This is a genomic window from Undibacterium sp. Dicai25W, from assembly GCF_049340505.1.
Lineage (GTDB): Bacteria > Pseudomonadota > Gammaproteobacteria > Burkholderiales > Burkholderiaceae_D > Undibacterium > Undibacterium jejuense.
Genome location: NZ_JBMPOQ010000004.1, coordinates 213,097 through 235,602, shown reverse-complemented (window position 1 = coordinate 235,602; position 22,506 = coordinate 213,097). Strand labels below are relative to the sequence as shown.

General features: G+C 45.5%; 24 protein-coding genes and 2 tRNA genes. 6 read left to right on the top strand and 20 right to left on the bottom strand.

Going from position 1 to position 22,506, the window contains the following annotated elements; genetic code table 11:
- Both ACO0KY_RS07240 and ACO0KY_RS07235 read left to right on the top strand, forming a co-directional pair.
- On the top strand, positions 1-1,314 hold the full coding sequence (locus ACO0KY_RS07240) for an adenylosuccinate synthase (RefSeq protein ID WP_423045049.1): 1,314 nt from the start codon (positions 1-3) through the stop codon (positions 1,312-1,314).
- Positions 1,315-1,332: 18 nt separating this feature from the next.
- A complete protein-coding gene (locus ACO0KY_RS07235) occupies positions 1,333-1,875 on the top strand; it encodes a phosphoribosyltransferase (protein ID WP_422988147.1) in 543 nt (180 codons plus the stop codon).
- A 152-nt stretch (positions 1,876-2,027) separates the two neighbouring features.
- Here the strand turns inward: ACO0KY_RS07235 and ACO0KY_RS07230 are convergent.
- Both ACO0KY_RS07230 and ACO0KY_RS07225 read right to left on the bottom strand, forming a co-directional pair.
- A tRNA-Leu gene (locus tag ACO0KY_RS07230) sits at positions 2,028-2,112 on the bottom strand.
- 151 nt (positions 2,113-2,263) lie between these two features.
- Positions 2,264-2,348, bottom strand: a tRNA-Leu gene (locus ACO0KY_RS07225).
- A gap of 157 nt (positions 2,349-2,505) precedes the next feature.
- On the opposite strand from ACO0KY_RS07225, the gene rnr reads away from it, so the two are divergent.
- From rnr to cysE, 3 genes are all read left to right on the top strand, one after another.
- Positions 2,506-5,004 (top strand): ribonuclease R, encoded by a 2,499-nt coding sequence (gene rnr / locus ACO0KY_RS07220; protein ID WP_423045048.1) that lies wholly within the window; start codon positions 2,506-2,508, stop codon positions 5,002-5,004.
- A 77-nt stretch (positions 5,005-5,081) separates the two neighbouring features.
- Entirely contained in the window at positions 5,082-5,828 is a 747-nt protein-coding gene (gene rlmB / locus ACO0KY_RS07215) for a 23S rRNA (guanosine(2251)-2'-O)-methyltransferase RlmB (protein ID WP_423045047.1), read from the top strand.
- A 106-nt stretch (positions 5,829-5,934) separates the two neighbouring features.
- Positions 5,935-6,675: a serine O-acetyltransferase gene (gene cysE, locus ACO0KY_RS07210; protein WP_186911641.1), complete on the top strand. Its 741-nt coding sequence runs from the start codon at positions 5,935-5,937 to the stop codon at positions 6,673-6,675.
- On the opposite strand, the gene ACO0KY_RS07205 is transcribed toward cysE, so the two are convergent.
- From ACO0KY_RS07205 to fliF, 14 genes are all read right to left on the bottom strand, one after another.
- A complete protein-coding gene (locus tag ACO0KY_RS07205; protein ID WP_423045046.1) occupies positions 6,672-8,222 on the bottom strand; it encodes an NAD(P)H-hydrate dehydratase in 1,551 nt (516 codons plus the stop codon). The two genes, cysE and ACO0KY_RS07205, sit on opposite strands and share 4 nt — an antisense overlap.
- 22 nt (positions 8,223-8,244) lie before the next feature.
- Positions 8,245-9,039, bottom strand: a complete 795-nt coding sequence (fliR, locus tag ACO0KY_RS07200; protein ID WP_423045045.1) for a flagellar biosynthetic protein FliR — start codon at positions 9,037-9,039, stop codon at positions 8,245-8,247.
- An 18-nt stretch (positions 9,040-9,057) separates the two neighbouring features.
- Complete coding sequence (gene fliQ, locus ACO0KY_RS07195; protein WP_186911644.1) at positions 9,058-9,327, bottom strand: flagellar biosynthesis protein FliQ; 270 nt, start codon at positions 9,325-9,327, stop codon at positions 9,058-9,060.
- Positions 9,328-9,334: 7 nt separating this feature from the next.
- Positions 9,335-10,102 (bottom strand): flagellar type III secretion system pore protein FliP, encoded by a 768-nt coding sequence (gene fliP / locus ACO0KY_RS07190; protein WP_423045044.1) that lies wholly within the window; start codon positions 10,100-10,102, stop codon positions 9,335-9,337.
- A 5-nt stretch (positions 10,103-10,107) separates the two neighbouring features.
- Positions 10,108-10,545, bottom strand: coding sequence for a flagellar biosynthetic protein FliO (gene fliO / locus ACO0KY_RS07185; protein ID WP_423045043.1), 438 nt, complete (start codon positions 10,543-10,545; stop codon positions 10,108-10,110).
- Positions 10,542-10,964 carry a flagellar motor switch protein FliN gene (fliN, locus tag ACO0KY_RS07180; RefSeq protein WP_423045042.1) on the bottom strand — a complete coding sequence of 141 codons (423 nt, stop codon included), beginning with the start codon at positions 10,962-10,964 and terminating at the stop codon, positions 10,542-10,544. The genes fliO and fliN overlap by 4 nt, the downstream gene beginning before the upstream one ends.
- Positions 10,957-11,958, bottom strand: a complete 1,002-nt coding sequence (gene fliM / locus ACO0KY_RS07175) for a flagellar motor switch protein FliM (RefSeq protein WP_186911648.1) — start codon at positions 11,956-11,958, stop codon at positions 10,957-10,959. Before fliM ends, fliN begins: the two co-directional genes overlap by 8 nt.
- A 4-nt stretch (positions 11,959-11,962) precedes the next feature.
- Complete coding sequence (gene fliL, locus ACO0KY_RS07170) at positions 11,963-12,472, bottom strand: flagellar basal body-associated protein FliL (protein ID WP_423045041.1); 510 nt, start codon at positions 12,470-12,472, stop codon at positions 11,963-11,965.
- A gap of 220 nt (positions 12,473-12,692) precedes the next feature.
- Positions 12,693-13,991 (bottom strand): flagellar hook-length control protein FliK, encoded by a 1,299-nt coding sequence (locus tag ACO0KY_RS07165; RefSeq protein ID WP_423045040.1) that lies wholly within the window; start codon positions 13,989-13,991, stop codon positions 12,693-12,695.
- A gap of 146 nt (positions 13,992-14,137) precedes the next feature.
- Positions 14,138-14,578 carry a flagellar export protein FliJ gene (gene fliJ, locus ACO0KY_RS07160; RefSeq protein WP_423045039.1) on the bottom strand — a complete coding sequence of 147 codons (441 nt, stop codon included), beginning with the start codon at positions 14,576-14,578 and terminating at the stop codon, positions 14,138-14,140.
- Between the two features lie 35 nt (positions 14,579-14,613).
- The gene (gene fliI, locus ACO0KY_RS07155; RefSeq protein ID WP_423045038.1) at positions 14,614-15,993 is read right to left on the bottom strand and encodes a flagellar protein export ATPase FliI; all 1,380 of its coding nucleotides are present in this window, start codon (positions 15,991-15,993) and stop codon (positions 14,614-14,616) included.
- A gap of 5 nt (positions 15,994-15,998) precedes the next feature.
- Positions 15,999-16,688: a flagellar assembly protein FliH gene (locus ACO0KY_RS07150; protein WP_423045037.1), complete on the bottom strand. Its 690-nt coding sequence runs from the start codon at positions 16,686-16,688 to the stop codon at positions 15,999-16,001.
- A complete protein-coding gene (fliG, locus tag ACO0KY_RS07145) occupies positions 16,681-17,676 on the bottom strand; it encodes a flagellar motor switch protein FliG (RefSeq protein WP_186911654.1) in 996 nt (331 codons plus the stop codon). Before fliG ends, ACO0KY_RS07150 begins: the two co-directional genes overlap by 8 nt.
- Positions 17,669-19,378, bottom strand: coding sequence for a flagellar basal-body MS-ring/collar protein FliF (gene fliF, locus ACO0KY_RS07140; RefSeq protein WP_423045036.1), 1,710 nt, complete (start codon positions 19,376-19,378; stop codon positions 17,669-17,671). The genes fliG and fliF overlap by 8 nt, the downstream gene beginning before the upstream one ends.
- Positions 19,379-19,584: 206 nt before the next feature.
- Between fliF and fliE the strand changes: the two genes are divergently transcribed.
- Positions 19,585-19,941 carry a flagellar hook-basal body complex protein FliE gene (fliE, locus tag ACO0KY_RS07135; protein ID WP_186911656.1) on the top strand — a complete coding sequence of 119 codons (357 nt, stop codon included), beginning with the start codon at positions 19,585-19,587 and terminating at the stop codon, positions 19,939-19,941.
- Positions 19,942-19,962: 21 nt separating this feature from the next.
- Here the strand turns inward: fliE and ACO0KY_RS07130 are convergent, their stop codons facing one another.
- The 4 genes from ACO0KY_RS07130 to ACO0KY_RS07115 all read right to left on the bottom strand — a co-directional run bounded on the left by ACO0KY_RS07130 (position 19,963) and on the right by ACO0KY_RS07115 (position 22,504).
- A complete protein-coding gene (locus ACO0KY_RS07130; protein WP_423045035.1) occupies positions 19,963-20,721 on the bottom strand; it encodes a flagellar brake protein in 759 nt (252 codons plus the stop codon).
- Between the two features lie 12 nt (positions 20,722-20,733).
- Positions 20,734-21,084 (bottom strand): EscU/YscU/HrcU family type III secretion system export apparatus switch protein, encoded by a 351-nt coding sequence (locus ACO0KY_RS07125; RefSeq protein WP_423045034.1) that lies wholly within the window; start codon positions 21,082-21,084, stop codon positions 20,734-20,736.
- Positions 21,068-21,958, bottom strand: coding sequence for a flagellar hook-length control protein FliK (locus tag ACO0KY_RS07120; protein WP_423045033.1), 891 nt, complete (start codon positions 21,956-21,958; stop codon positions 21,068-21,070). The genes ACO0KY_RS07125 and ACO0KY_RS07120 overlap by 17 nt, the downstream gene beginning before the upstream one ends.
- A gap of 210 nt (positions 21,959-22,168) precedes the next feature.
- Entirely contained in the window at positions 22,169-22,504 is a 336-nt protein-coding gene (locus tag ACO0KY_RS07115; RefSeq protein WP_423045032.1) for a flagellar protein FliT, read from the bottom strand.
- Between the last annotated feature and the right edge of the window lie 2 nt (positions 22,505-22,506).

The following is a 22,506-nucleotide window of genomic DNA, read 5'->3' as shown; positions in this document are numbered from 1 at the left end:
ATGTCAAACAATAAAACTCCAAAAAATGTCGTTGTGATCGGAACCCAGTGGGGTGACGAAGGTAAAGGTAAAATCGTCGACTGGTTGACTGATCACGCACAAGGTGTTGTGCGTTTTCAAGGCGGTCACAATGCCGGTCATACTCTGGTTATTGGTGGTCAGAAAACGGCTTTGCAATTGATACCATCGGGTATTATGCGTGAAGGTACTGCTTGCTATATCGGCAATGGTGTTGTGTTGTCAGTTCCTGATTTACTCCGCGAGATTGATAAGTTGCAAGCGAACGGCGTTGAAGTTGTCTCTCGTTTGAAAATTTCCGAAGCTTGCCCAGTTATCTTGCCTTACCACACAGCATTGGACGCGGCACGTGAAGTGGCTCGTGGCGCCGCAAAAATCGGTACGACGGGGAAGGGTATTGGTCCAGCCTATGAAGATAAAGTTGCGCGTCGCGCTATTCGGGTCGCTGACTTGCTTAATGCCGAACGCTTTGCTGAAAAATTAAAAGAAAATCTGGATTACCACAATTTTGTGCTGACCAATTATCTCAAAGCACCAGCGGTTGATTATCAAAAAACGCTCGATGATGCTCTGGCTCATGTGCCACGTATCCGTCCTATGGTTGCGGACGTGTCTAGTGCCCTGTATGCAGCTCATAAGGCAGGTGCTAGCTTGTTGTTTGAGGGTGCGCAGGGTAGTTTGCTCGACGTTGATCATGGTACTTATCCGTTCGTGACATCCAGCAACTGCGTTGCGGGTAACGCTGCTGCGGGTGCAGGTGTTGGTCCTAACATGTTGCATTACATTTTGGGTATTACGAAGGCCTACACGACACGCGTCGGTTCTGGTCCGTTCCCATCTGAATTGCCGACCGATCAAGGCGTTGGCAAGCATTTAGCCAGTGTCGGTCATGAGTTTGGGACTGTGACGGGTCGTGCCCGCCGCTGTGGCTGGTTTGATGCGGCTTTGTTAAAGCGTTCTGTCCAAATTAATGGTGTTTCAGGTATGTGTCTGACTAAGTTGGATGTGTTGGATGGTATCGAAACATTGAAGCTATGCACAGGCTATAAGCTGGGTGATAAGGTGGTTGATATTTTCCCGGTAGGTGCTGAAGAGGCTTCTTTGTGTGAAGCGATCTACGAAGAAATGCCCGGATGGTCGGAATCGACCGTTGGGGCTAAGAGCATGGAAGAGTTGCCTCTGAATGCTCGCAATTACATTGAGCGCATTCAGTCTCTCGTTGGGGTGCCAATTGATATGGTGTCAACTGGCCCGGACCGCGAGGAAACTATTGTATTGCGCCATCCGTTTGTTTAAAGAAGGAAAAATAAAAATATGAATACACCTGCCTCTACAGATAAAGATTTGTGGGTTTCCTGGGATGCGTATCACCGCTCCATTGAGCAATTAGCGCTCAAAGTGCATGAATCTGGCTGGAAGTTTGATCAGGTATTGTGTCTGGCGCGCGGCGGTTTGCGTCCTGGCGATATATTCTCCAGAATATTTGATGTTCCTTTGGCAATTTTGTCTACTAGTTCGTATCGCGAGGATGCGGGTACAGTTCAGGGGTCTTTGGATATCGGTAAATATATTTCCATGACTAAGGGTACCTTGCAGGGTCGTGTGTTGGTGGTGGATGACCTGGTTGACTCGGGCGTCACACTGGAGCGCGTATTGCACCACTTACGTGAAAATTTCCCAGCAGTGACGGATGTGAAGTCTGCGGTGATCTGGTATAAAGCGTGCTCATCTGTGGCTCCTGACTATCACCTTGATTATCTGGCGACAAATCCTTGGATTCATCAACCGTTCGAAGAGTACGATAGCATTCGTCCTCATCAATTGAATGCTTGGTTGAAAAAGGGTGAATCTGCATAAATTGCACTAAAAAACGGAAGCGAATAGGCTTCCGTTTTTTTTGGGTGCTTGTTTTGGTTCAGATGTATTTGGTTGGAGCTAGGTGTGTGTGAGGCTTGAGATGCGCGGATGCAAAAAAGCCCGTTGATGAATCAACGGGCTTTCGAATGCTGTGGTGCCCACGGAGGGACTCGAACCCCCACACCTTGCGGCACATGGACCTGAACCATGCGCGTCTACCAATTCCGCCACGTGGGCAACGGAAGGCGTGATTATAGATGAAATGCACCTTGTTTGGGGGAATATTTAAAATATTTAGATTTTTATTTTAAAAGGAGGTCTGAATGCTGATGAAGGTGATTAAATGCAAAAAAGCCCGTTGACGAATCAACGGGCATTTCGAATGCTGTGGTGCCCACGGAGGGACTCGAACCCCCACACCTTGCGGCACATGGACCTGAACCATGCGCGTCTACCAATTCCGCCACGTGGGCAACGGAAGCCAGCATTATAGAGCGTTTGCTTGTAGTGTCAAGGGTTCACCTGGTTCTTGTTGAAGAATTGTTAGGCATTTGACGTTTGCTCCGGTAAACTAGGAGGATGTCTTGTATAGTCAGGGCGTGATCTAACTTTTAAAGAAATTAACATCATTTGAATAAGCATTTATACCCCATTCCTAGCCGCGAAGAAATTCTGGGCGTCCTTCGTACGAATAAGGCCAAACTGACTGCAAACGATATTGCAGAAAAGTTAGGCGTGAAACCCGAGGAGTTTGATGGCATGACGCGACGATTAAACGCGATGGAAAGAGACGGTCAAATCAAGCCTGATCGTTCTGGACACTATACACTCGCTAATCAAGAAAATTTTATTTCAGGAAAAGTAAATAGCCATCGAGATGGCTATGGCTTTTTGATACCTGATGACGGTAGTGATGATTTGTATTTGCCCGAGCGGGAAATGCAAAAGGTGTTGCATGGAGATAAAGTCACCGCGCGCGTTGTAGGCACTGATCGCCGCGGGCGCCTCGAAGGCAGCATTATCGAGATTCTGGAACGTGCCAACACGCATGTGATAGGTCGCTTGTTAAATGAAAATGGAGTCTGGGTTATCGCTCCTGAAGATAACCGTTTTAGCCAGGATATTTTGCTTGCAGGCTCCCCGGGAAAGGCGAAAGCCGGTCAGGTAGTCAGTGTTCAGCTTACAGAGCAGCCTACCCGCTATGCACAGGCCGTTGGAAAGATAGTCGAGATACTCGGTGATATTGACGACCCGGGTATGGAAATTGAAATTGCTGTGCGTAAGTTTGGTGTGCCACACGTGTTTTCTGAGGCAGCGCAAAAAGCTGCTGCTAAATTACCTTCAGAAATTCGTCCTAAGGATCTCGAAGACAGAGTTGATCTGCGCGATATTCCACTTGTGACCATTGATGGCGAAGACGCGCGCGATTTTGATGACGCCGTTTATTGTGAGCCGGTAAAAATCGGGCGGAGCAAAGGATATCGTCTCTTGGTTGCGATTGCCGATGTGAGTCATTACGTGGCTCCAAATGACGCGTTGGATCAGGATGCTTTGTTGCGTAGCACTTCCGTATATTTCCCGCGTAGAGTTATTCCTATGCTGCCGGAGAAGTTATCGAATGGTCTTTGCTCGCTCAATCCTGATGTCGATCGTTTGACGCTGGTTTGTGATATGGTAATTACACAAGATGGTGTTGTGAATGCCTATCAGTTTTACCCTGCAGTGATTCATTCCGCAGCACGATTTACTTACACTGAAGTTGCTGCGGTCTTAGGTAACACCAAAGGGCCAGAGGCGGCGAAGCGTTTACCATTGGTGCCGCATTTATTGCATCTATATGAAGTGTTCCAGGCGCTGTTGAAAGCGCGCCATGTGCGTGGAGCGATCGACTTTGAAACAACTGAAACCTATATCGTTTGCAATGCCGCCGGCAAGATAGAAAAAATTATCCCACGCACACGTAACGATGCGCATAAGCTGATTGAAGAGTGTATGTTGGCGGCCAATGTCTGTGCGGCAAACCTGTTGGAAACCTACAAGCATCCGGGTACCTATCGTATTCATGCGGGACCGACTAAAGAAAAGCTGACGCAGGTCAGAAATTTCTTGAAACAAGTTGGTTTGTTTTTAGGTGGTGGTGATTCACCTTCTGCTTCTGATTACGCGGCATTAATGGATAAAATTAAAGGCCGTCCAGATTCGCCGTTGTTGCAAACAATGTTGCTGCGTTCTATGCAGCAAGCAGTTTATAGCCCAGATAATATCGGTCATTTTGGCTTGTCATACGAAGCGTACGCGCACTTTACCAGTCCGATCCGTCGTTATCCGGATTTGTTGACGCACCGAGCGATTAAGGCAATATTGCAAGGTAAAGTCTATGAACCGAAAGGGATAGATCTGAGCCTTTTGAACACCTCTATTTCGAACTCGGCACGCAAGCAGTTAATTGCTGATAAAGCAGCCGGTAAAAAGAAAATTGAGAAAGATCCAACGATTTGGGACTCTTTAGGTACGCATTGTTCTGCCAATGAGCGTCGTGCTGATGAGGCGTCGCGCGATGTTGAAGCTTGGTTAAAGTGTTATTTCATCAAAAATAAATTGGGTGAAGAATTCATTGGTACCATTTCTGGCGTGACCCAGTTTGGTATTTTTGTTCAGCTTGACGATATTTACATTGAAGGTTTGGTACATATCACGGAGTTGGGTGCTGATTACTTCCAATTTGATGAGGCACGCCACGAATTGCGCGGTGAACGTACTGGTAAGCGTTACCAACTCACCGATAAGGTCAAAGTTCAGGTGAGTAGGGTAGATCTGGATGCGCGTAAAATTGATTTAAGTATCGTGCAACCAGCGGGTTCCAGTGCGCCATTATGGAGTGGTGCGGCAGAAAAGGCAAAGAAACAAATACCTGGCACTCCGGTGAATAAAAGTGCTAAGGCTGTAAAAAATGCATCCAAGCCTGTTGTTGCAAAAAAGAGCTTTGCTGCAGAACGGCAGGAAAAATATAAAGGGGCATCCTCTGATGCCAGAGTGAGTAGTGTCAAGCAAAAAGGCGCTGCGAGTGGTAAAAAAACAGTGTCCGCTACTGGAAAAGCGACAGGGAAACCTGTAAAAAAAAGACGTTAAGCTAAAGACCTTAAGATCGAGATATAAAGATCAAGAGGTTGATTAGGTTAAGCTGAGTTACATTAATAAAGAGTAATATGAAAAGTAAAATGATTTTTGGCTTCCACGCCGTCACTTCAAGAATTCGTCATGAAGCATCAACAGTGGAAGAGATTTACGTTGATTCGGAACGTAACGATCGCCGTATGCAAGATTTGCTGATCGCCGCTAAAGCGGCTGGTGTTCGCATTATTCACGCTGACGATCAACGTTTATCGAACATCGTTGGGACACGCCGCCATCAAGGTGTTGTGGCTAAGGCTGGTGAATTGTCACTGGCGCGCAATCTTGATGAACTATTGGATGCCATTGATGGGCCACCGTTACTGTTGGTGCTGGATGGAATTACCGATCCACATAATCTTGGTGCGTGCCTGCGTGTAGCCGACGGTGTTGGTGCTCATGCTGTTATCGCACCGAAAGACCGTGCGGTTGGTTTGAATGCTACTGCTGCTAAGGTGGCAAGCGGTGCTGCCGAAACTGTGCCGTATATCACGGTAACCAACTTAGCACGTACCTTACGTGAATTGAAAGAGCGTGACATTTTATTGGTCGGCACATCTGACGATGTGGATAGCAAAACTATCTACGATGTTGATTTCAGCGGCGGTTGCGCCATTGTGATGGGTTCTGAGGGCGAGGGTATGCGCCGATTGACACGCGAAACCTGCGATGTGCTGGTAAGTGTTCCAATGTATGGAACGGTTGAAAGTCTGAATGTTTCGGTTGCTTCGGGTGTATGTTTGTATGAAGCGCGCCGCCAGCGTTTGCCTAAAACAGTCTGATGATTATCTGAATTCAGTCGTATTCTCATGCAAAAAAATGCGCTTCGGCGCATTTTTTTTAAATACGCTACTATCTTGCTGTACCTCATTTTTCATAGTTATCCCTATGTTCAGTCGTTTCCGCGAAGATATCGCGAGTATTATTGCTAAAGACCCCGCCGCCCGTAACGCTTGGGAAGTGATCACCTGTTATCCCGGATTTCAGGCAATCGTCATGCACGGTTGGGCAAAATGGTGTTGGGTGCGTGGCTTTAAGTGGTTGGGACGTTTTATTTCACATATTGCAAGGGTTCTTACAGGTATAGAAATTCATCCTGGTTCGACGATTGGTCGCCGGGTATTTATCGATCATGGCTTTGGCGTGGTGATTGGTGAGACGGCAGAAATCGGTGACGATTGCACGATTTATCAGGGCGTTACTTTAGGTGGTACTTCTTTATCCCGTGGAGCAAAAAGACATCCCACGTTGGAAGCGGGGGTCATCGTTGGTGCTGGCGCTAAAGTGTTGGGTAGTTTCACCGTCGGTGCGGGTGCGAAGATAGGCTCGAATTCTGTGGTGGTGAAGCCTGTTCCCGCTGGTGCTACTGCGGTAGGTAACCCAGCCCATATTATCAAAAAAGAAGTCAGCTCGCCGGATGTTGGCGGGGCGCAATTGTTTTCCGCTTACGGTGTTACGCAAAACAGTGATGACCCGATTTCTAAGGTCTTGCATAAATTGATTGATCATGCAGTATCGCAGCAGGAGCAAATTGAAAAGCTGACTGCTGCGATTGCAAGTGCCGGCATCACCTGTGAAGTGCAAAGCGATAAGTTAAATGCCGAGCAAATCAATACGTTGGTCGATTAATTGGCCAGACGTTGATTATCCACGAATGCATTGAGGCAATGACGTATTGCCTCAGGTAGTTCGCTGGCGATCATACCTATCGGACCGACGCCCGCTTCGACCAATGTATCGGCGGCGGCGCCATGAAGCCATACTGCTAATTGAGCGGTTTCAAAGCTATTCAAGCCCTGCGCCAGTAGTGCACCGCAAAGACCTGCTAGCACATCACCGCTGCCGCCAGTAGCCAAGCCAGGATTACCTGTTGTATTAATTCGTAGTCGTCCCTCAGGATCTGTAATAATCGTACCTGAACCTTTAAGTACTACAACACATTTGAATTTGTTTGCAAGGAGTAAGGCCGCCTTGCAGCGATCTTGTTGAACCTCTTTTGCAGATATGTGTAGCAGTCTTGCTGCTTCAAGTGGATGAGGCGTTAGTATGCTTGACGCAGTTCTGCCCATCAATAAGTCATTTAATTCTTTGTTAGCTGCGATGAGGTTAAGAGCATCAGCATCAATAACTAGTGAGATCTCAGACGATAATGCTTTGCTCAATATAGTCTTTGCAATATCAGAATGTCCCATACCCGGACCGATAACAACGATCTCTTCCTTCATTTGAAGGTGCTGAGCGTCTTTGTACATGATTTCGGGGTGCAGCGTGTCGTAATCGATTGCAGGGTGCAGCAAACTTACATTGACTTTTCCTGCGCCTGAATACAACGCCGTACGCGCCGCTAATACACTTGCACCCAGCATGCCTTTGTCGCCGCCGATGACAATCACTTCACCATAGCTACCTTTGTGACTGTTCTGTTTTCGTTCAGGTAATTGAAAGTTAAATCTGGAAGCATGGTTCAATAAAAGTTTGCTTTCTTCAGTGACTGGCGACTGTATCCCTAGATCATTGACAATCACTTCTCCGGCGTAATCTTTGCCATCGGCGGTATGTAAGCCTGGTTTATTCGCGATGAAAGTGATAGTTGCATCGGCTTTAACCGCAACATTTTTATCAGCGTCGTCTGTCACTAAGGTTCCAGTGTCGGCATTCAAACCGCTAGGAACGTCGATGGATAAAATAAATATCTGCTTTTTGTGAGCTAGTTGATTGGCGCCGTTGATCGCCTTTTCATAGATGCCCGAAATGGCTCTTTTTAACCCAATTCCAAATAAGCCATCAATGATGATGCTAAAGTCCAGCTTGAGCAAATCGTCCAGTGCATCGCTATTTTTGACAATCACTTTTCTCGAGAGTGCTTTGTCAAAGGCTTTTTTCCCATCGGCCGAATATTTTTCCGGGTCGGCGCATAGAATGACGATGACGCTATAACCGTCTTTTGCTAATTCCGCAGCGGTAGCGCAGGCATCTCCTCCATTGTTGCCGGGGCCCGCGAGTATTAAGGCGGGAAGCGCTTTTTTCTTAATTAACTGTTTGGCTAAATTGGCAGTTGCTTTCCCCGCTTTTTTTATGAGGTTAGCGTGTGGAATCTCGTTGATTGTATTTGCTTCCAGATCGCGGATGGTCTTAATATTGAGAAGATGCAGATCGGCCAATGTGATGGTATTCATAGGTCTCGTAAGATGAGGTGGATCACGGTATTTGATGCGGTGGCGATTTACCTAAAGTTTGCATGGTTTCTATACCCTGCTGAAATAAATTTTCAATTGGGATAGATAGATACGGAAGAATCGCCGCTAATATTAAAAAACCCACAGTGATAGTAATGGAAAAACCAATACCAAAGATATTTAATTGGGGTGCCGCGCGCGTCAGAATGCCGAGGGCAACGTTGGTTAGTAATAGCGCTGCAATCAAAGGTATGGAAAGTCTCAGTCCAGCAATAAATATTTGCTCACCCCAAATAGCTAACCTGTGAAAATCAAAGCCACTTTGTAATGTGGTGGAAATCGGTATGCTCTTAAAACTGTCCATCAACGCCAACAGTAAGGCATGATGCACATTCAGTGAAAAGAATAGCACCGTCGCCACCAGCACTAAGAATTGCGAAACCGCCGAAGTATTTCCCCTCGTTTGAGGGTCGAAGAAAGAGGCAAAGCCTAATCCCATCGTCATGCCTGCCACCGTTCCAGCCATTTCAATGGCGGCAAATACGAGGCGCATTACAAAGCCCATGCCAAGTCCTATGACAAACTGTTGCGCCAGTATCATCATTCCGGAGAAGGAGAGGGCGTCTGCATTTGCGAAGGGGGGGATCGTTGGAGTAACGATAAGCGCGATAATAATTCCGAATCCGAGCTTTATCCTGAGAGGAATTGTTCTGTTTCCGAATGGGGGAGCAACTGCGATGAGTCCTAAAATTCGGGTTAATGGCCACAGGAAAGCCATTACCAGATCAATCAATTCTTTGCTTGCAAACGAGATCATGAATTTTTCATGAAAGTATTAACCTGCCATGGTCGCGATGCTGGAAAACATCTGCTTCATATAGTCAGTTAAGACGCTCAGCATCCATGGTCCGGCAATAATTAAGGTGGTAAAAATCCCGACCAATTTAGGAATAAATGAAAGTGTGCTTTCGTTAATTTGAGTCGCCGCTTGAAAAATGCTGACCATCAAACCTATCAATAAGGATACCAATAAAAGTGGTCCTGCCAGCATGAGCGTGACTTCTATCGCTTGTCGCCCCAAGGTCATAACATATTCTGGAGTCATAAATACCTCAATAAAAGCTCTGTGCCAATGAGCCTATGATTAATTGCCAACCATCGACTAAAACAAATAACATGAGTTTAAAAGGAAGTGAAACAATGGAAGGAGACACCATCATCATCCCCATAGACATCAAAACACTTGCAACGACCATATCGATAATAAGAAAAGGAATGAAAATCGCAAAACTTATTTGAAAGGCAGTTTTTAATTCGCTGGTGATATAGGCGGGAATCAATATTCGGAAAGTGACGTCTTCAGGACCTTGTAACTTAGGCGAGTTAGACATTTTAACGTACAGGGCAAGATCGGCTTGTCTGGTTTGCTTCATCATAAATTGCTTTAACGGCGCCCCACCTTTTTCCATGGCCTCAGTCATCGTGATTTTATTTTCTGAAAATGGTACGTACGCATCCGTATAGATTTTATCCAAAACTGGCCCCATCACGAATAAGGTGAGGAATAGGGCTAAGCCAATCAAAACCTGATTTGGAGGGGATGATTGCGTACCCAAAGCTTGTCTGAGCATGGAAAGAACGATGATGATGCGGGTAAAACTCGTCATCATTAACAGTACAGAAGGCAGGAAACTCAGTGCAGTCAGAAAAACGAGTGTTTGAATGCTGAGTGAATAATTTTGACCCCCGCCTGGCGCAGGCGTGGACGTGATCGCTTGCAATCCACCCGACGTTTCAGCGTGAGAGAGCAAAGGAAGGCAAAAGCAAAGAAAACAGACTAATTGGAGAATGTGAGACAGTGGGACGCGCAGTGTTTTCATGCAAATTATTTTATTTCGTTAGGCGCGTTATTGCGCTTGTCCATGGTTCGTTTTAACCAATCTTGAAAAGCACCCGCCGCAGGTGATTGTGTTGTCGGCGGTAAGTCTCTTTTTGGAATGTTTCCCAGGTTACTAATGTTATTCGCTGTAACGCCGAGTATCATCCACTGTTCGTCTACTTCAACCACCAGCACACGTTCGCGCGTGCCGACATTGATGCCACCGATGATTTTTAAAGGAAGCTTATTTCCCGCTGCGACAGGTCCAATTCGTTTTAATAGCCATGCTGAACCGAACATCACCAGTAATATAAAAACTAAAGCACCGGTGATCTGTAAAAAACCAACGCCAGAATTGACTGCCGACGTGTCAGCGGCAGACGAAGGCAGGGAAGCGCAGATAAACAAAAATGCCGCAAAAATTTTTAGTAAGGTGGTCATCATTTATTGAGCTTACGGATCCGTTCCGCAGGTGTGACAATATCCGTTAGGCGAATACCAAACTTATCGTTCACCACAACTACTTCACCCTGTGCAATTAGACAGCCATTAACCAAGACGTCCATCGGTTCGCCAGCCATACCGTCTAGTTCGACAACGGAACCTTGCGCCAATTGCAGAAGGTTTTTAATTGCAATTTTTGTTCTGCCAAGCTCAACGGTTAACTGAACTGGGATATCCAGAATGAAGTCGATATCGTTGTGTGTTTCAGTGGGGGAACTTTTTGCACTGAAATCATTAAAGATGGCAGCACTGACTGCTGGTTCACTTTTTTGACTTGCTGCCGCTTCTGCTTTTTCTTGTTCAGCAATAGCGGCACCCCAATCGTCTTCACTTATTGGCGTATCTGCATTGTCATCCATGATTTTCTCCTTGAGCTACTTCTTGTACGCTGGAATTGAGTAATTTTTCCACGCGTAAAGCATATTGTCCGTTAAAGACGCCATATTTGCATTCCATAATAGGCGTGCCATCGACTTTGGCTGAAACGATTTCTGGCACATGCAGTGGAATAATGTCCCCAGTTTTCATGTTCAGTATATCTTCTAAGGTCACTCGGGTTGTGCCTAAATCTGCGACAATTTCCACTTCTGCAATCTGGATTTGTTGCGTCATCAGTCTGACCCAGCGTTTATCTACCTCTAGTGTCTCACCTTGTAAGCTGCTGGTCAGCACGTCGCGAATCGGTTCTATGGTCGAGTAGGGCATGCAAAAATGCATTTCGCCACTCACCGGGCCTAACTCTATCGTGAATGTGGTCGACACGACGACTTCGTTTGGTGTTGCGATATTGGCGAACTGAGTGTTCATTTCTGAACGGATGTACTCAAACTCGATCGGATACACGGGTTCCCATGACTTTGCATAAGTCTCGAAAATAATATCCAGAATACGATGAATAATTCTTTGTTCTGTTTGCGTAAAATCACGACCCTCAACCCGCGTATGGAATCGCCCGTCGCCGCCAAATAAATTATCTACCAACAGAAAAACCAGGCCAGGATCAAGCACGATCAGTGCTGTGCCGCGTAATGGCTTCATGTGTACCAAGTTGAGGTTGGTAGGTACGACCAGATTGCGGATGAATTCGCTATATTTTGATACGCGTACAGTGCCCACTGAGACCTCGGCACTGCGCCGTAAAAAATTGAAAAGACCAATACGTAAAAGTCGCGCAAACCGTTCATTGATGATTTCCAATGTAGGCATGCGACCACGAACGATACGTTCTTGCGTGGCAAGATTGTATGTCCGTACCCCGGAAGTATCCTCTTGGGACTGAGAATCATCCTGGTCTCCCGTTACGCCTTTTAGAAGGGCGTCGACTTCTTCTTGGGAGAGGAAATTATCGGACATGTTTTTACTGAATAACGAAAGAGGTGAAGTACACAGCACCAATCTTTTGCGGTTCGGCTTTCGCCGCAAATGGTTGGCTGACCTTTTCTATAATTTCCTGAACTAGTTTTTCCTTGCCTTCGACAGAGATAATTTCTGACGCTTCTTTGCTTGATAATAACAATAACAAACGGCTACGCACCTGAGGCATATTTGCTTTGATTAAATTTGCTTGTTCTTCGCCTTCAACTTCTAAGGTCATCGTTACTTGCAGGTATTTGTCGCCACCTTCAGACTGCAAATTCACTGTGAATGGCTCCAGTGGAAGGAAGGCGGCCGCTTTTGCAGGCTCAACCTTTTGTTCTTTTTCCTTATTTGCCGAATGCTTCTTTGACAGAAAAATAGCTGCCCCGCCCCCCACGCCAGCCAGTAAAAGAACTGCGGCGGCAATGATGATGATTAGTTTTTTCTTTGATTTTCCAGCAGGGGCGGCATCGCCATGCTCTGGAGCTGCTTTCGCAGGTGCTTTCGCCATGTTTATCCTCTCGGTGGGCTATGTTAGCCACGATATTCCATATTATCCACGAAAGAAGGTGTTATACAACTGAGGAAAAGAAGGGTAAATCCTCCTTATTTCAGGCATGTCGTCATAAGTAAGGCTCAATACCAGCAACCTCGTTATGCTTTAAATCCTCAGTAATAAACCTTCCGTGCTTATTCTACATGGTTGAGAGGAAGTTTTTCCAGTGTGGCATTCAAGCGAAGGTATCCACTTCCCCAATTTTTGATGTGAACACGCGGGTTGGCGCTGTTAATACTGGAGTGATCTCACCGGTTATCGCACTCGAACGCGAGTTTGTTGTCTGATGTTGAGAACTTGGTTGGTAGCCGCTACCTTGTTGACCCTGACCGGAGGATTGCGTGTTGACAGAAAATCCAGATAGTTGGATGCCCGCGTCGCTCATCATTTGGCGTAGTTTGGGTAAAGACGATTCGAGCGCTTCTCTGACCTCAGGTTGCGCACACATAAACGATGCGCTTGCATGCTCATTACTGACCTTTAAGACGACTTGTAGCGGTCCCAGGTCGGGTGGATTTAAGCTCAATTCCGCAGAATGGATACTTTCCCCAACCATCCAGAGTACTTTTTGCCCAATTGCCTTGTCCCAACCCGTGCTGCCAAATGCTTGTGTGATCTGACCGTTATGCATCAAGCCGGAATTGGCGGCAATTTGTGCAATGTTGGGCAATTGTTCATGTGGTGCCATGGCTTGTGGGGCAGTGGGAATCGCAGGGAGTGCATCTTTATTCTGTGCACTATTGGCACTTCGCGATTCTTCTAACGGATCGCCGTTTATAAAAGCTTTGCCCGTCGATGCAGCTTGCGTTGCACTGACTGTCAGGTCCTCTTTAGTCTTTGCTGAGGCGTCATTCTTTGATGCTTCGGACAATGTTTTGGCGAAATTGCTGTTATCGGTGTTCAGAGGTTCTGTTGTTTTTGGAGCGTCGTTCCCTGAGGTTTGGTCTGCTTTTAAGCTGGCAATCATTGCCGTACTCGTATCAGAAGGTGTAGCTAATTTAGTGTCTGAAACTTGCGTAGTTTGATCGATTGGATCGCCCCCTGCAACTTTACCAAGTTCAGCAGGATTTTTAATTTGGTTGGCAAACTGCACAATGGCTTGTGAAATTGTCGTATCAGCGTTTACCGCGGAACTTAAATTAGGATCAAGCGTTGTCTTTGCACTAGCAAGGGTGTTGCTTTCGTCTGTTGATGGACTAATGTTTGCTGCGAGTTGATTTGGAACCGAAGCCATGACACCGAATAAAAGCATGAGGGGATTGTCTGGGTCATGCTTATCTGCACTTTCATCCTTTTTCGTGGCTTGATCAACTTTAGATAAGGATGGAGATGTTGCTGGCGATGATGGGCTTGGATTTGCAGTTGCGCTTGAATTGGTAGCAGATTTACTTTCTGTCTTTTGCTTATCATTGCTGACAGGTTTGCTATTTCCGCTATTTTGGTCCGGACCTTGAGTCGAATTTGCTGAACTCATTTCCCTATTAAAATGCGCATTAAACGAATTTTCCTCGCTAGCTGACGGGCTACTTTTAGGTGGCTGGCTCGTCGCGGTTTGATTCAGCATTGCGCTTACAATATTTGCCGTTTTCATAAAATGTGCCACTTATCTTCTTAGTAAGGTTACGACTTGTAAAAATAGGTGCGAGCTGCAAAATCATCTGTTTGTTTTTGGTCGCGCTTGGCCTCTTTTTGTTGTAATGCAGACTTTGCGCGCTGATCCAATGTGTTATATGAGAGTCGTTTTTTATCGCTCGCTTGCCATGACTCTTTGGCTATTGCTATCCTACGTTCCGCTTCTTTGACAACGAATCGTTGTCCATCGACTGCACTATCAAGTTTCCCGAGGAAACTCATGAAATTACCGTATTGACTTGCACTAATCCCTTTTGATGCATTTTCTTTAAAACGGACGTCATAGTCATCACGATATTGAATGAGTAGGTCGAGTTTGGCGATTGTTTCTTCGTGGTAACGAATCGCTTTGCCCAATTTTTTCGCTGCGTCATCCGTCTCTCGTTCAGCGATTTCAATTAAGGTATCGATGGGGGACTTGTTTGCCATATGTTCCTAAGTATAGTGCGGTCTTTTGCGTTCTATCATTGGAATAGAGCGCGAAGTCCATCCATGCTCTCGCTTATGGTGAATTTTTGTTGGATATCTTGCTGAAGAAAGGCGGAGATCTTGGGCTGTAAACGTATTGCTTCATCCAATAGAGGGTCTGATCCGGGTGCGTACGCACCAACGCTGATCAAGTCACGACTTCGCTCATATCTTGAATACAATTGTTTCAAGCGACGCGACAATTGTTGGTGTTCGGGTGTCGTAATGCTGTGCATGGCACGGCTGATCGATTGTTCGATGTCAATAGCAGGGTAGTGACCGCTTTCAGCCAAGGTACGATCCAGAACGATATGTCCGTCCAGGATAGCGCGCGCTGCGTCTGCGATAGGATCTTGCTGGTCATCGCCTTCGGTAAGTACAGTGTAAAAGGCGGTGATTGAACCTCCACCTTCTTTGCCATTGCCAGCTCTTTCAACGAGGATAGGTAGCTTTGCAAAAACTGAAGGAGGATAGCCTTTTGTTGCTGGAGGTTCACCAATCGCGAGTGCGATCTCCCGTTGCGCCATCGCATAACGGGTTAGTGAGTCCATAATGAGTAAAACGCTGTGGCCTTTGTCCCGGAAATATTCCGCAATAGTTGTGGCATAGGCAGCACCTTGCAGACGCATCAATGGTGGTGCATCGGCAGGAGCGGCAACCACCACTGAGCGTTCTAGCCCCTCTTTGCCAAGAATTTGCTCGATAAACTCTTTAACTTCACGTCCACGTTCGCCAATCAATCCGACCACAATGATTTCTGCTGTGGTATATCGTGCCATCATGCCTAGCAGCACACTTTTACCTACCCCGGAACCTGCAAATAAGCCAAGTCTCTGACCACGTCCAACGCTCAGCATGCTATTGATGGCGCGTACGCCGACATCCAGCGTCTCGATGATGGGGGCGCGTTCTAGTGGATTGTAAATTCTGGCACTTAAAGAAGCGGAGTCGGGTGTATTAAGTGGCCCAAGCGTATCTAGTGGCCGACCATTTCCATCCAAAACGCGACCAAGCAATTGGTAGCCGACCGGAAGCTTTCTACTGCGGTCGGTGACCTTTTTATTATTTTTATCAAGGACTGTCGCCGCTTGTGCTGGGAAAACTGGGGCCCCAGGTGTGACACCTTCTAAGTCGCTGTGGGGCATCAAAAACAATCGGTCGCCATCAAATCCTACAACTTCTGCATCAACAATTGCACCGGAGCTTAAATGAATAATACAAGCACTTCCAACCGGCAGCCTCAATCCAACCGCCTCCATGACTAAGCCTGTTACTTTGGTGACTCTGCCAGCAGTCAATGGTTCGCTGGTTTCCTGTGCGAGCTCTTTACTATCAGTGAGCAAAGATTTCCAGCTTTTCGTTATTGTTGATTCCATGATGTTTACTCAGAAACTTCAATATTTGAATGCAAAAATTCGGTGAGTCGGTTCCATCTGGTTTCTATGCTGGCGTCGACAAGATTGTAAGCCGTTTCAATTTTACAGTCGCCTCTTGAAAGTTGTGCATCACTGACGATTTTCCAGCCATCTGAATTTAGTACATCACCCATTGTATTTTTGATGGTGGTTGCATCTAAGGGATTAAGCAAGATATTGGCTGGCTGTTGTATTGATGGAAGTTGTGCAATTGCATCCTCTACAATCGGTAGTATTGCGTTGGGATCAAGTGCCAACTTTGTCTTCAACATATTCTCAGCGAGGCTAATGGCGAGGTCGAGTAACTCCTGGCCTGTGTTTTTACCAGCAGCATCGATTTCCAGAATGAAATTCCGTGCGAGATCTTGCATTGACTGAATTTCAGGTTTCATTGTGTCTTCTGCGGCTTGTAAGCCTATCGCCTGACCCTCGCGTAAACCTTTTTCATAGGCTTCCTGATATCCGGCAGCATATCCTTCGTTATGTGCATCTGTTTTGATCTGATCAATTTCTTCCTGGCTGATCGTTGGTATCGGAGTCTCAGGGACCAATTGCGCCTGTGTGGCTGCAATGTGACTAGGGCGAGTTTCCCCAAAAGATGCCAATTCCCATCGTTGATAAGCGGAGACGTCTTTCTTTAACATGGTGTTAGACATAGGAGTCTTCACCTTTTGAGCCGAGCATGATTTGACCTTCGTCTGCCAGTCTGCGCACGACCAGCAAGATTTGTTTCTGTTGAGCTTCAACCTCAGAGAGGCGAACGGGGCCTTTTGATTCCAAATCTTCACGCATCATCTCAGCTGCACGTTGGGACATGTTTTTGAAGATTTTTTCGCGCATATCCTGATTGGCACCTTTGAGTGCAATAATCAGTGAATCTGACTGAACTTCGCGTAACAGAAGCTGGATGCCTTTATCGTCGATCTCTAAGATATTATCGAAAACGAACATTTCATCCATGATCTTCTCAGCCATGTCGCCATCATATTTACGCAGATTGTCCATGACGGATGCTTCATTTTCTCCGCTCATGAAGTTCAAAATTTCAGCGGCAGCGCGCACGCCACCGATGGATTTTTTCTTCAGACTTTCATTGCCAGTCAGTAATTTGGTCAGAACGTCGTTAAGTTCGCGCAGAGCTGTTGGTTGAATGCCATCAAGGGTAGCGATACGCAGCACCACGTCATTGCGCAATCGTTCGGTGAAATTATTTAAAATTTCGCAAGCTTGATCACTTTCCAGATGTACAAGAATGGTTGCCACGATTTGTGGATGTTCATTTTTGATCAGTTCAGCGACTGACGGTGAGTCCATCCACTTTAAACTTTCAATACCACTCGCGTCTTTACCGCCAAGTATCCGGTTAAGCAGGGATGAGGCTTTATCGTCACCGAGTGCTTTGGTTAAGACATTTCGGATGTACTCGTCTGAATCAAGTCCTACTGACGAGCTGATATCTGCTGCAGCTTTAAAGTCATCTAACACTTTAGAAATTCTTTCATGCGGAATAGCACCTATCGTTGCCATTGCAGCACCAATTTTTTGTACTTCTCTAGGGCCTAGGAACTTCATTACTTCGGCTGCACCGTCTTCACCGAGTGCAAGTAAAAAAGTTGCTGCCTTCTGTACGCCTTCGTCACTCATTATTTACCCATGTCTTGATTACATTAGCTACAATTCTAGGATCATCTTTTGCAAGTGTTCGGGCCATCTCTAAATTCATTTCGTAACTTTGTGATTGTTTCACAGCCTGCATTGCCTCTTCGCTTGAAAGATTAACTACTGTAGCACCCCCATCGTCCTCAGCAGCTTTTTCTTCAGCCTCAATCCGTTCTTTTTCGGCTTGCTCTTGCTTCTCTTTTTCCGCCTCTTGATCTTTACCCATGATCTTATACAAGATGGGTTTTAGATAACCAAAGAACAGGTAAGCAAGAACGGCGGCGACTAAGGCATATTTCCCCAGTTCCTTTGCCAGCGCGATATTGTCCGGTTGTTTCCATAGTGGTACTTCCAATATAGTTTCTTTCTCGGGTCCAGCAAAGGGGCTGTTTACAACGTTGAGTGTATCTCCGCGTTCTTTATTGAAGCCCATTGCTTCTTTGGCGAGATTTGTAATTTCATTTTTCTCAACGTCTGTTAGTGCGCGGGTCGTCACTTTGCCGGATTTATCGGTTTCCGTTTTATAGTTGAGCACAATGGCCACCGAGATGCGTTTTACGCCTCCCATGTTTTGTTGTGTGTATCGAACTGTTTTATCAACTTCATAATTGATCGTTGCATCTTTCTGCAAGAGCGCAGCATTAGATGCAGCGGAAGCGGTAGCATTTTGTCCAGTGCCTACGATTGGTGCGGTGGCTGGAGCCGGCGGTTGATTGGATAGCGCGCCCGGGATACCAGAGGGATTGTTGTTCTTATTGTAGCTTTCACTTGTTTGCTGACTGCGTATCGTTGATGCTTCCGGTGGGGAATTAGGGCGATAGCTTTCAGCAGCCTGTTCGCTTCTGGAAAAATCAATGTCCGCAGTTGCTTCTGCGCGAACATTACTTTTACCTACGATAGGTGTAATGATGGACTCAACACGTTTGACGATATTGTCCTGAAAGTCTTGAACATACTTGATTTGTGCCGGATCTAAATTGTTGCTGCCAGATTGCTTGTTTGGGTCTGATAATAAATTGCCGTTTTGATCGACTATAGAGACGTTTTTAATTGATAGTTCAGGCACGCTGCTGGCGACCAAATGCAGAATGGCGTTAACTTGCGCCTGATCTAAAATTCGTCCTGGATAAAGATTAAGAAGTACAGATGCTGTTGGGTTCTGTTGATCTCGAACAAAAACGTTTGGCTTGGGTATTGCTAAGTGGACTCGTGCAGCTTGTACTGAGGACACAGATTGAATTGTCTTTGCCAATTCTCCTTCAAGCGCGCGTTGGAAATTTACCTGCTCCAGGAATTGAGAAACACCGAGTTTTTGATTTTCCATCAACTCAAACCCAACATTGCCCCCTTTGGGTAATCCTTGTGTTGCTAATTTAAGCCTTGCATCATGAACTTGATTGGCGGGCACTAAAATTGCCGTGCCAGAATCAGAGTACTTGTAGGGCACATTCATTTGTTGAAGAGACGCGACAATAGCGCCTCCATCTTTGTCATTGAAATTGGAAAATAAGACACGATAATCAGGTTGCTGACTCCATAACCAAATTCCTACCATGATCGATAGTATTAAGGCCGCACCCGCGGAGAGGAGGGCGGTGCGAACACCTGGTGTCTGAGGTAGCCCAAGAAAACGTGGCAGTTCCACAGCGGGAGCTGTGTCCAAGATGGTGTTTTCAGCTGTTGCCATAAATCACCTTATCAATTTTGGGAGTGTGAAGATGTCGTTGCATATACCTAAGCCAATGTGGTTTTTTCCTTGTTGTTCATTTTGGACCTGTTTTGCAATTTCAATCTTCCGATAAAAGCCCGTTTATCGGCTCTTATTGGGCAAATGCGCATTGCCGTCAATGGTAATGTAATGCTTGTGATAATTTTAGGTTGGTAGGAGGATATATGGGTATTGCAGGCATAGACCGCAGTCAGATAGATGCGATGGTTGCACAATTGAAAACAGTTGCTGCAAAAATGGAGCAAAGTTCGGGTGTCGCACCCCATGTCATGGGCGCGGAGTCACCGAATACTTCAAAGTTGAATTTTGCTGATGCACTAAAAGCGTCGTTGGATCACGTTAATAAAGTGCAAACTGACTCACAAAAACTGGGGGAGCAATTTGCACTCGGTGATGATAAGGTGAGTCTGGCCGACGTGATGATATCTATGCAGAAAGCCAGTATTTCATTTCAAACGACTGTTCAGGCACGAAATAAGCTAGTGACTGCCTATAACGACATCATGAACATGCAAGTTTAATTTTGATGTTCAAGTAGCGAATTAGCCTATGCCAGTCATTTTGGCATTACGTTCTCTTTCTAACTTCATAATATATCTTTGAATGTTAGAGAGAACTGAATTAGATAAGTTAATAAATTGACATCCAATCCGACGATTGGATTTTCCATTTAACAGAACCAATTCTTGATGATTTCTAATTTGCAAAGTAATGTCTACCAAGCCGACAGTAGGAAGATCTAATTTGCAATGTTCGAATGTTTTTCCAGCAGAGCAATCGAGTACTTTTTTCTCATCAAGTATTGCAACTCCACCGCAGCTAATGTCGACCAGGCTAAATTTGATGATTTCTATTTTTCCATCAATATCTACTGGCATGCTCACCTTGATCGGAGTCGATAAAGGTGTATTGATTCTATAGTATTCACGGCGTTGTAACCTGATCAGATTTGGTGGAATCGCAAATTGCAAAGCAGGGCGATTTTCAAAATCGATCAGTTCTAAGTTCGCACTAGAAAATTGGATACCAATTTTATCCAATAAACCTTCGAACGAAACGCGTGGCGCTTCGACGATTCTTTGATTAGCAAGTTTTCCCGGCGCGCTATCGACGATCATCAGATTGTTTTCTTCATCGATATCCAAAATGGACGTAATAAAAACTTCACTACCACTATGGATTAGCATACTGATAAGTTGATTGCTATCACGTAGCCCCTTGAGTAAAGAGATAATTTCTCTTCGGGAATCTACCTGATAAGGACTTTGGTTTTCTGTCCCCAGTGTTGGTGAAATTTGCATAATTCAGCTTAATTATTTTTCGTCAAAGTTTGTTGGTATGAATGAAATGCTGGGAGGTAAGTCTGTTTTATTTGCCCCAATATTGTCTTCTGATTTTTCTTTGTCAATATGGTAAAGCCAAGCAAGAAGTTCTGCAACCACACGGTAGAGCGTGGGTGGAATATCTTTGTCTAAATCGACCTTCATTAGTAATGATACCAACTCTTTTGACTCATGAACATGAATACCGCATTCTTTTGCTTTGGCGATAATAGTTTCTGCAACCAAACCTTTGCCTTTGGCAACTACTTTTGGGGCGCTGGCGCCGGTTTCATAGGCAATGGCAACGGCATTTTTATTTGCGGTGTTATTCGTCGTTGTCATGGTGTTTAACCGTAAAACTCTCTAAAGTTGTGCCGATTGAGTTCATACTGATTGCAAATTCAGGGGCGTGTGCCCTCAGCGCTTTTTCTGTTGCTTCCAGGTCAGTATCAATTGTTACACTTAGATGATTGCCGGACAACTGAATCTTTGTTGCCACGACCCCAAGTGACGGCAGCGTAAAGCGCACTTCACTTTGCCAATATGTTTCATTGTTGTCTTTGGGTTGGTTCGGCTTTTTTTGATGGTTGTCGCGTCGGATTTCAAATTCTATCTTTTGTCCGGCAATGAGTTCACCCTGCCAGCGCAGACTATTGTTTTCCAGTGTATGAAACTGCTGTTGAATAATTTGCGTTAGTTCTTTGTAGGGGCTATTTTCGCCAGTTTTCAAACCTGCATAGCTATTATTAAGTGTAGGAAGTTGTGATTGAGGTTCCAATGACAAGTCGGCAATTGTTTTTTTTCCTTCGACCCAGTCGGCTAAGTGCGATTCATAAAACACACCGCTGGTTGAAACCTCTTTATGTAATAACGTACTCACTTTTTGTGTATCTTGAAGCTCAGTGAGTTCGGTTAACATTGGCTTGGAGGTGCTTGCATGTAAGCTTTGTAGGTTTTCGCTGGGTCTCAGCAGGATGTCGATGAGCTTGCTGAAATTGCTCAATACAGTAACGCTACTTTGTTGGCTGCTTAAGTTTGGATTGTTGTTGGTGCCTGCTTGCAGGTACTGAGCCGCTTTTATTTCGCTGGCGGCATTCGTCAGAGATTTTCCAGTTGCCAGGTTTGACGTTTCGGTGGCTTTGCTTGCTTCCTCTGGAATACTAGAAGGATTAAGTCGAATGTCGACAATGTCACCGATCTGACTTTCTTTTTGCAAAGAGATGTTTGCGACTACTTTTCCAATTTGAACCTGATAACTTCCATCAGCTAGTTTAGCCAGAACTTGTCCTTTGACATCTTTGGCGTCACCTGGCTCGCCCAGATTTAAAAGTAGTTGCTGCTTTGCTGATTTTGCTAGCGTGGTTAGTGAACTCGCCTCAATAGTTCCGATGAGTTTGTTGGTACTATCAAGGCGGTTCGACATGTTTTAGAAGGTTTTTGCGGCTCCGTAAGCCTGGTTCAGCTTACGCGATGTACTGTTGCTTTTAATAAGATCCGCTAACTCAGCCATCCAGGGTTCTGTAATGTCGCGAATTTCTTTATCATCTGCCAGAATTTTTTTAATCATGCGAATTTTTTGCTCTCTCAATTCTGGTGTGAGAGGGACAGGTATTTCATTTTTTTGAATTTTCGCAACGGTCGAGCTGCAATTGGATTCCAATTGGCAAAGTAGCTCCCAATCTCGCTCACGCGCCGCACGCAGCATCTGATCGGTAATGACTGCCACATTTTCATATAAAGAGATAAGTTCTATGCTTTCCATGC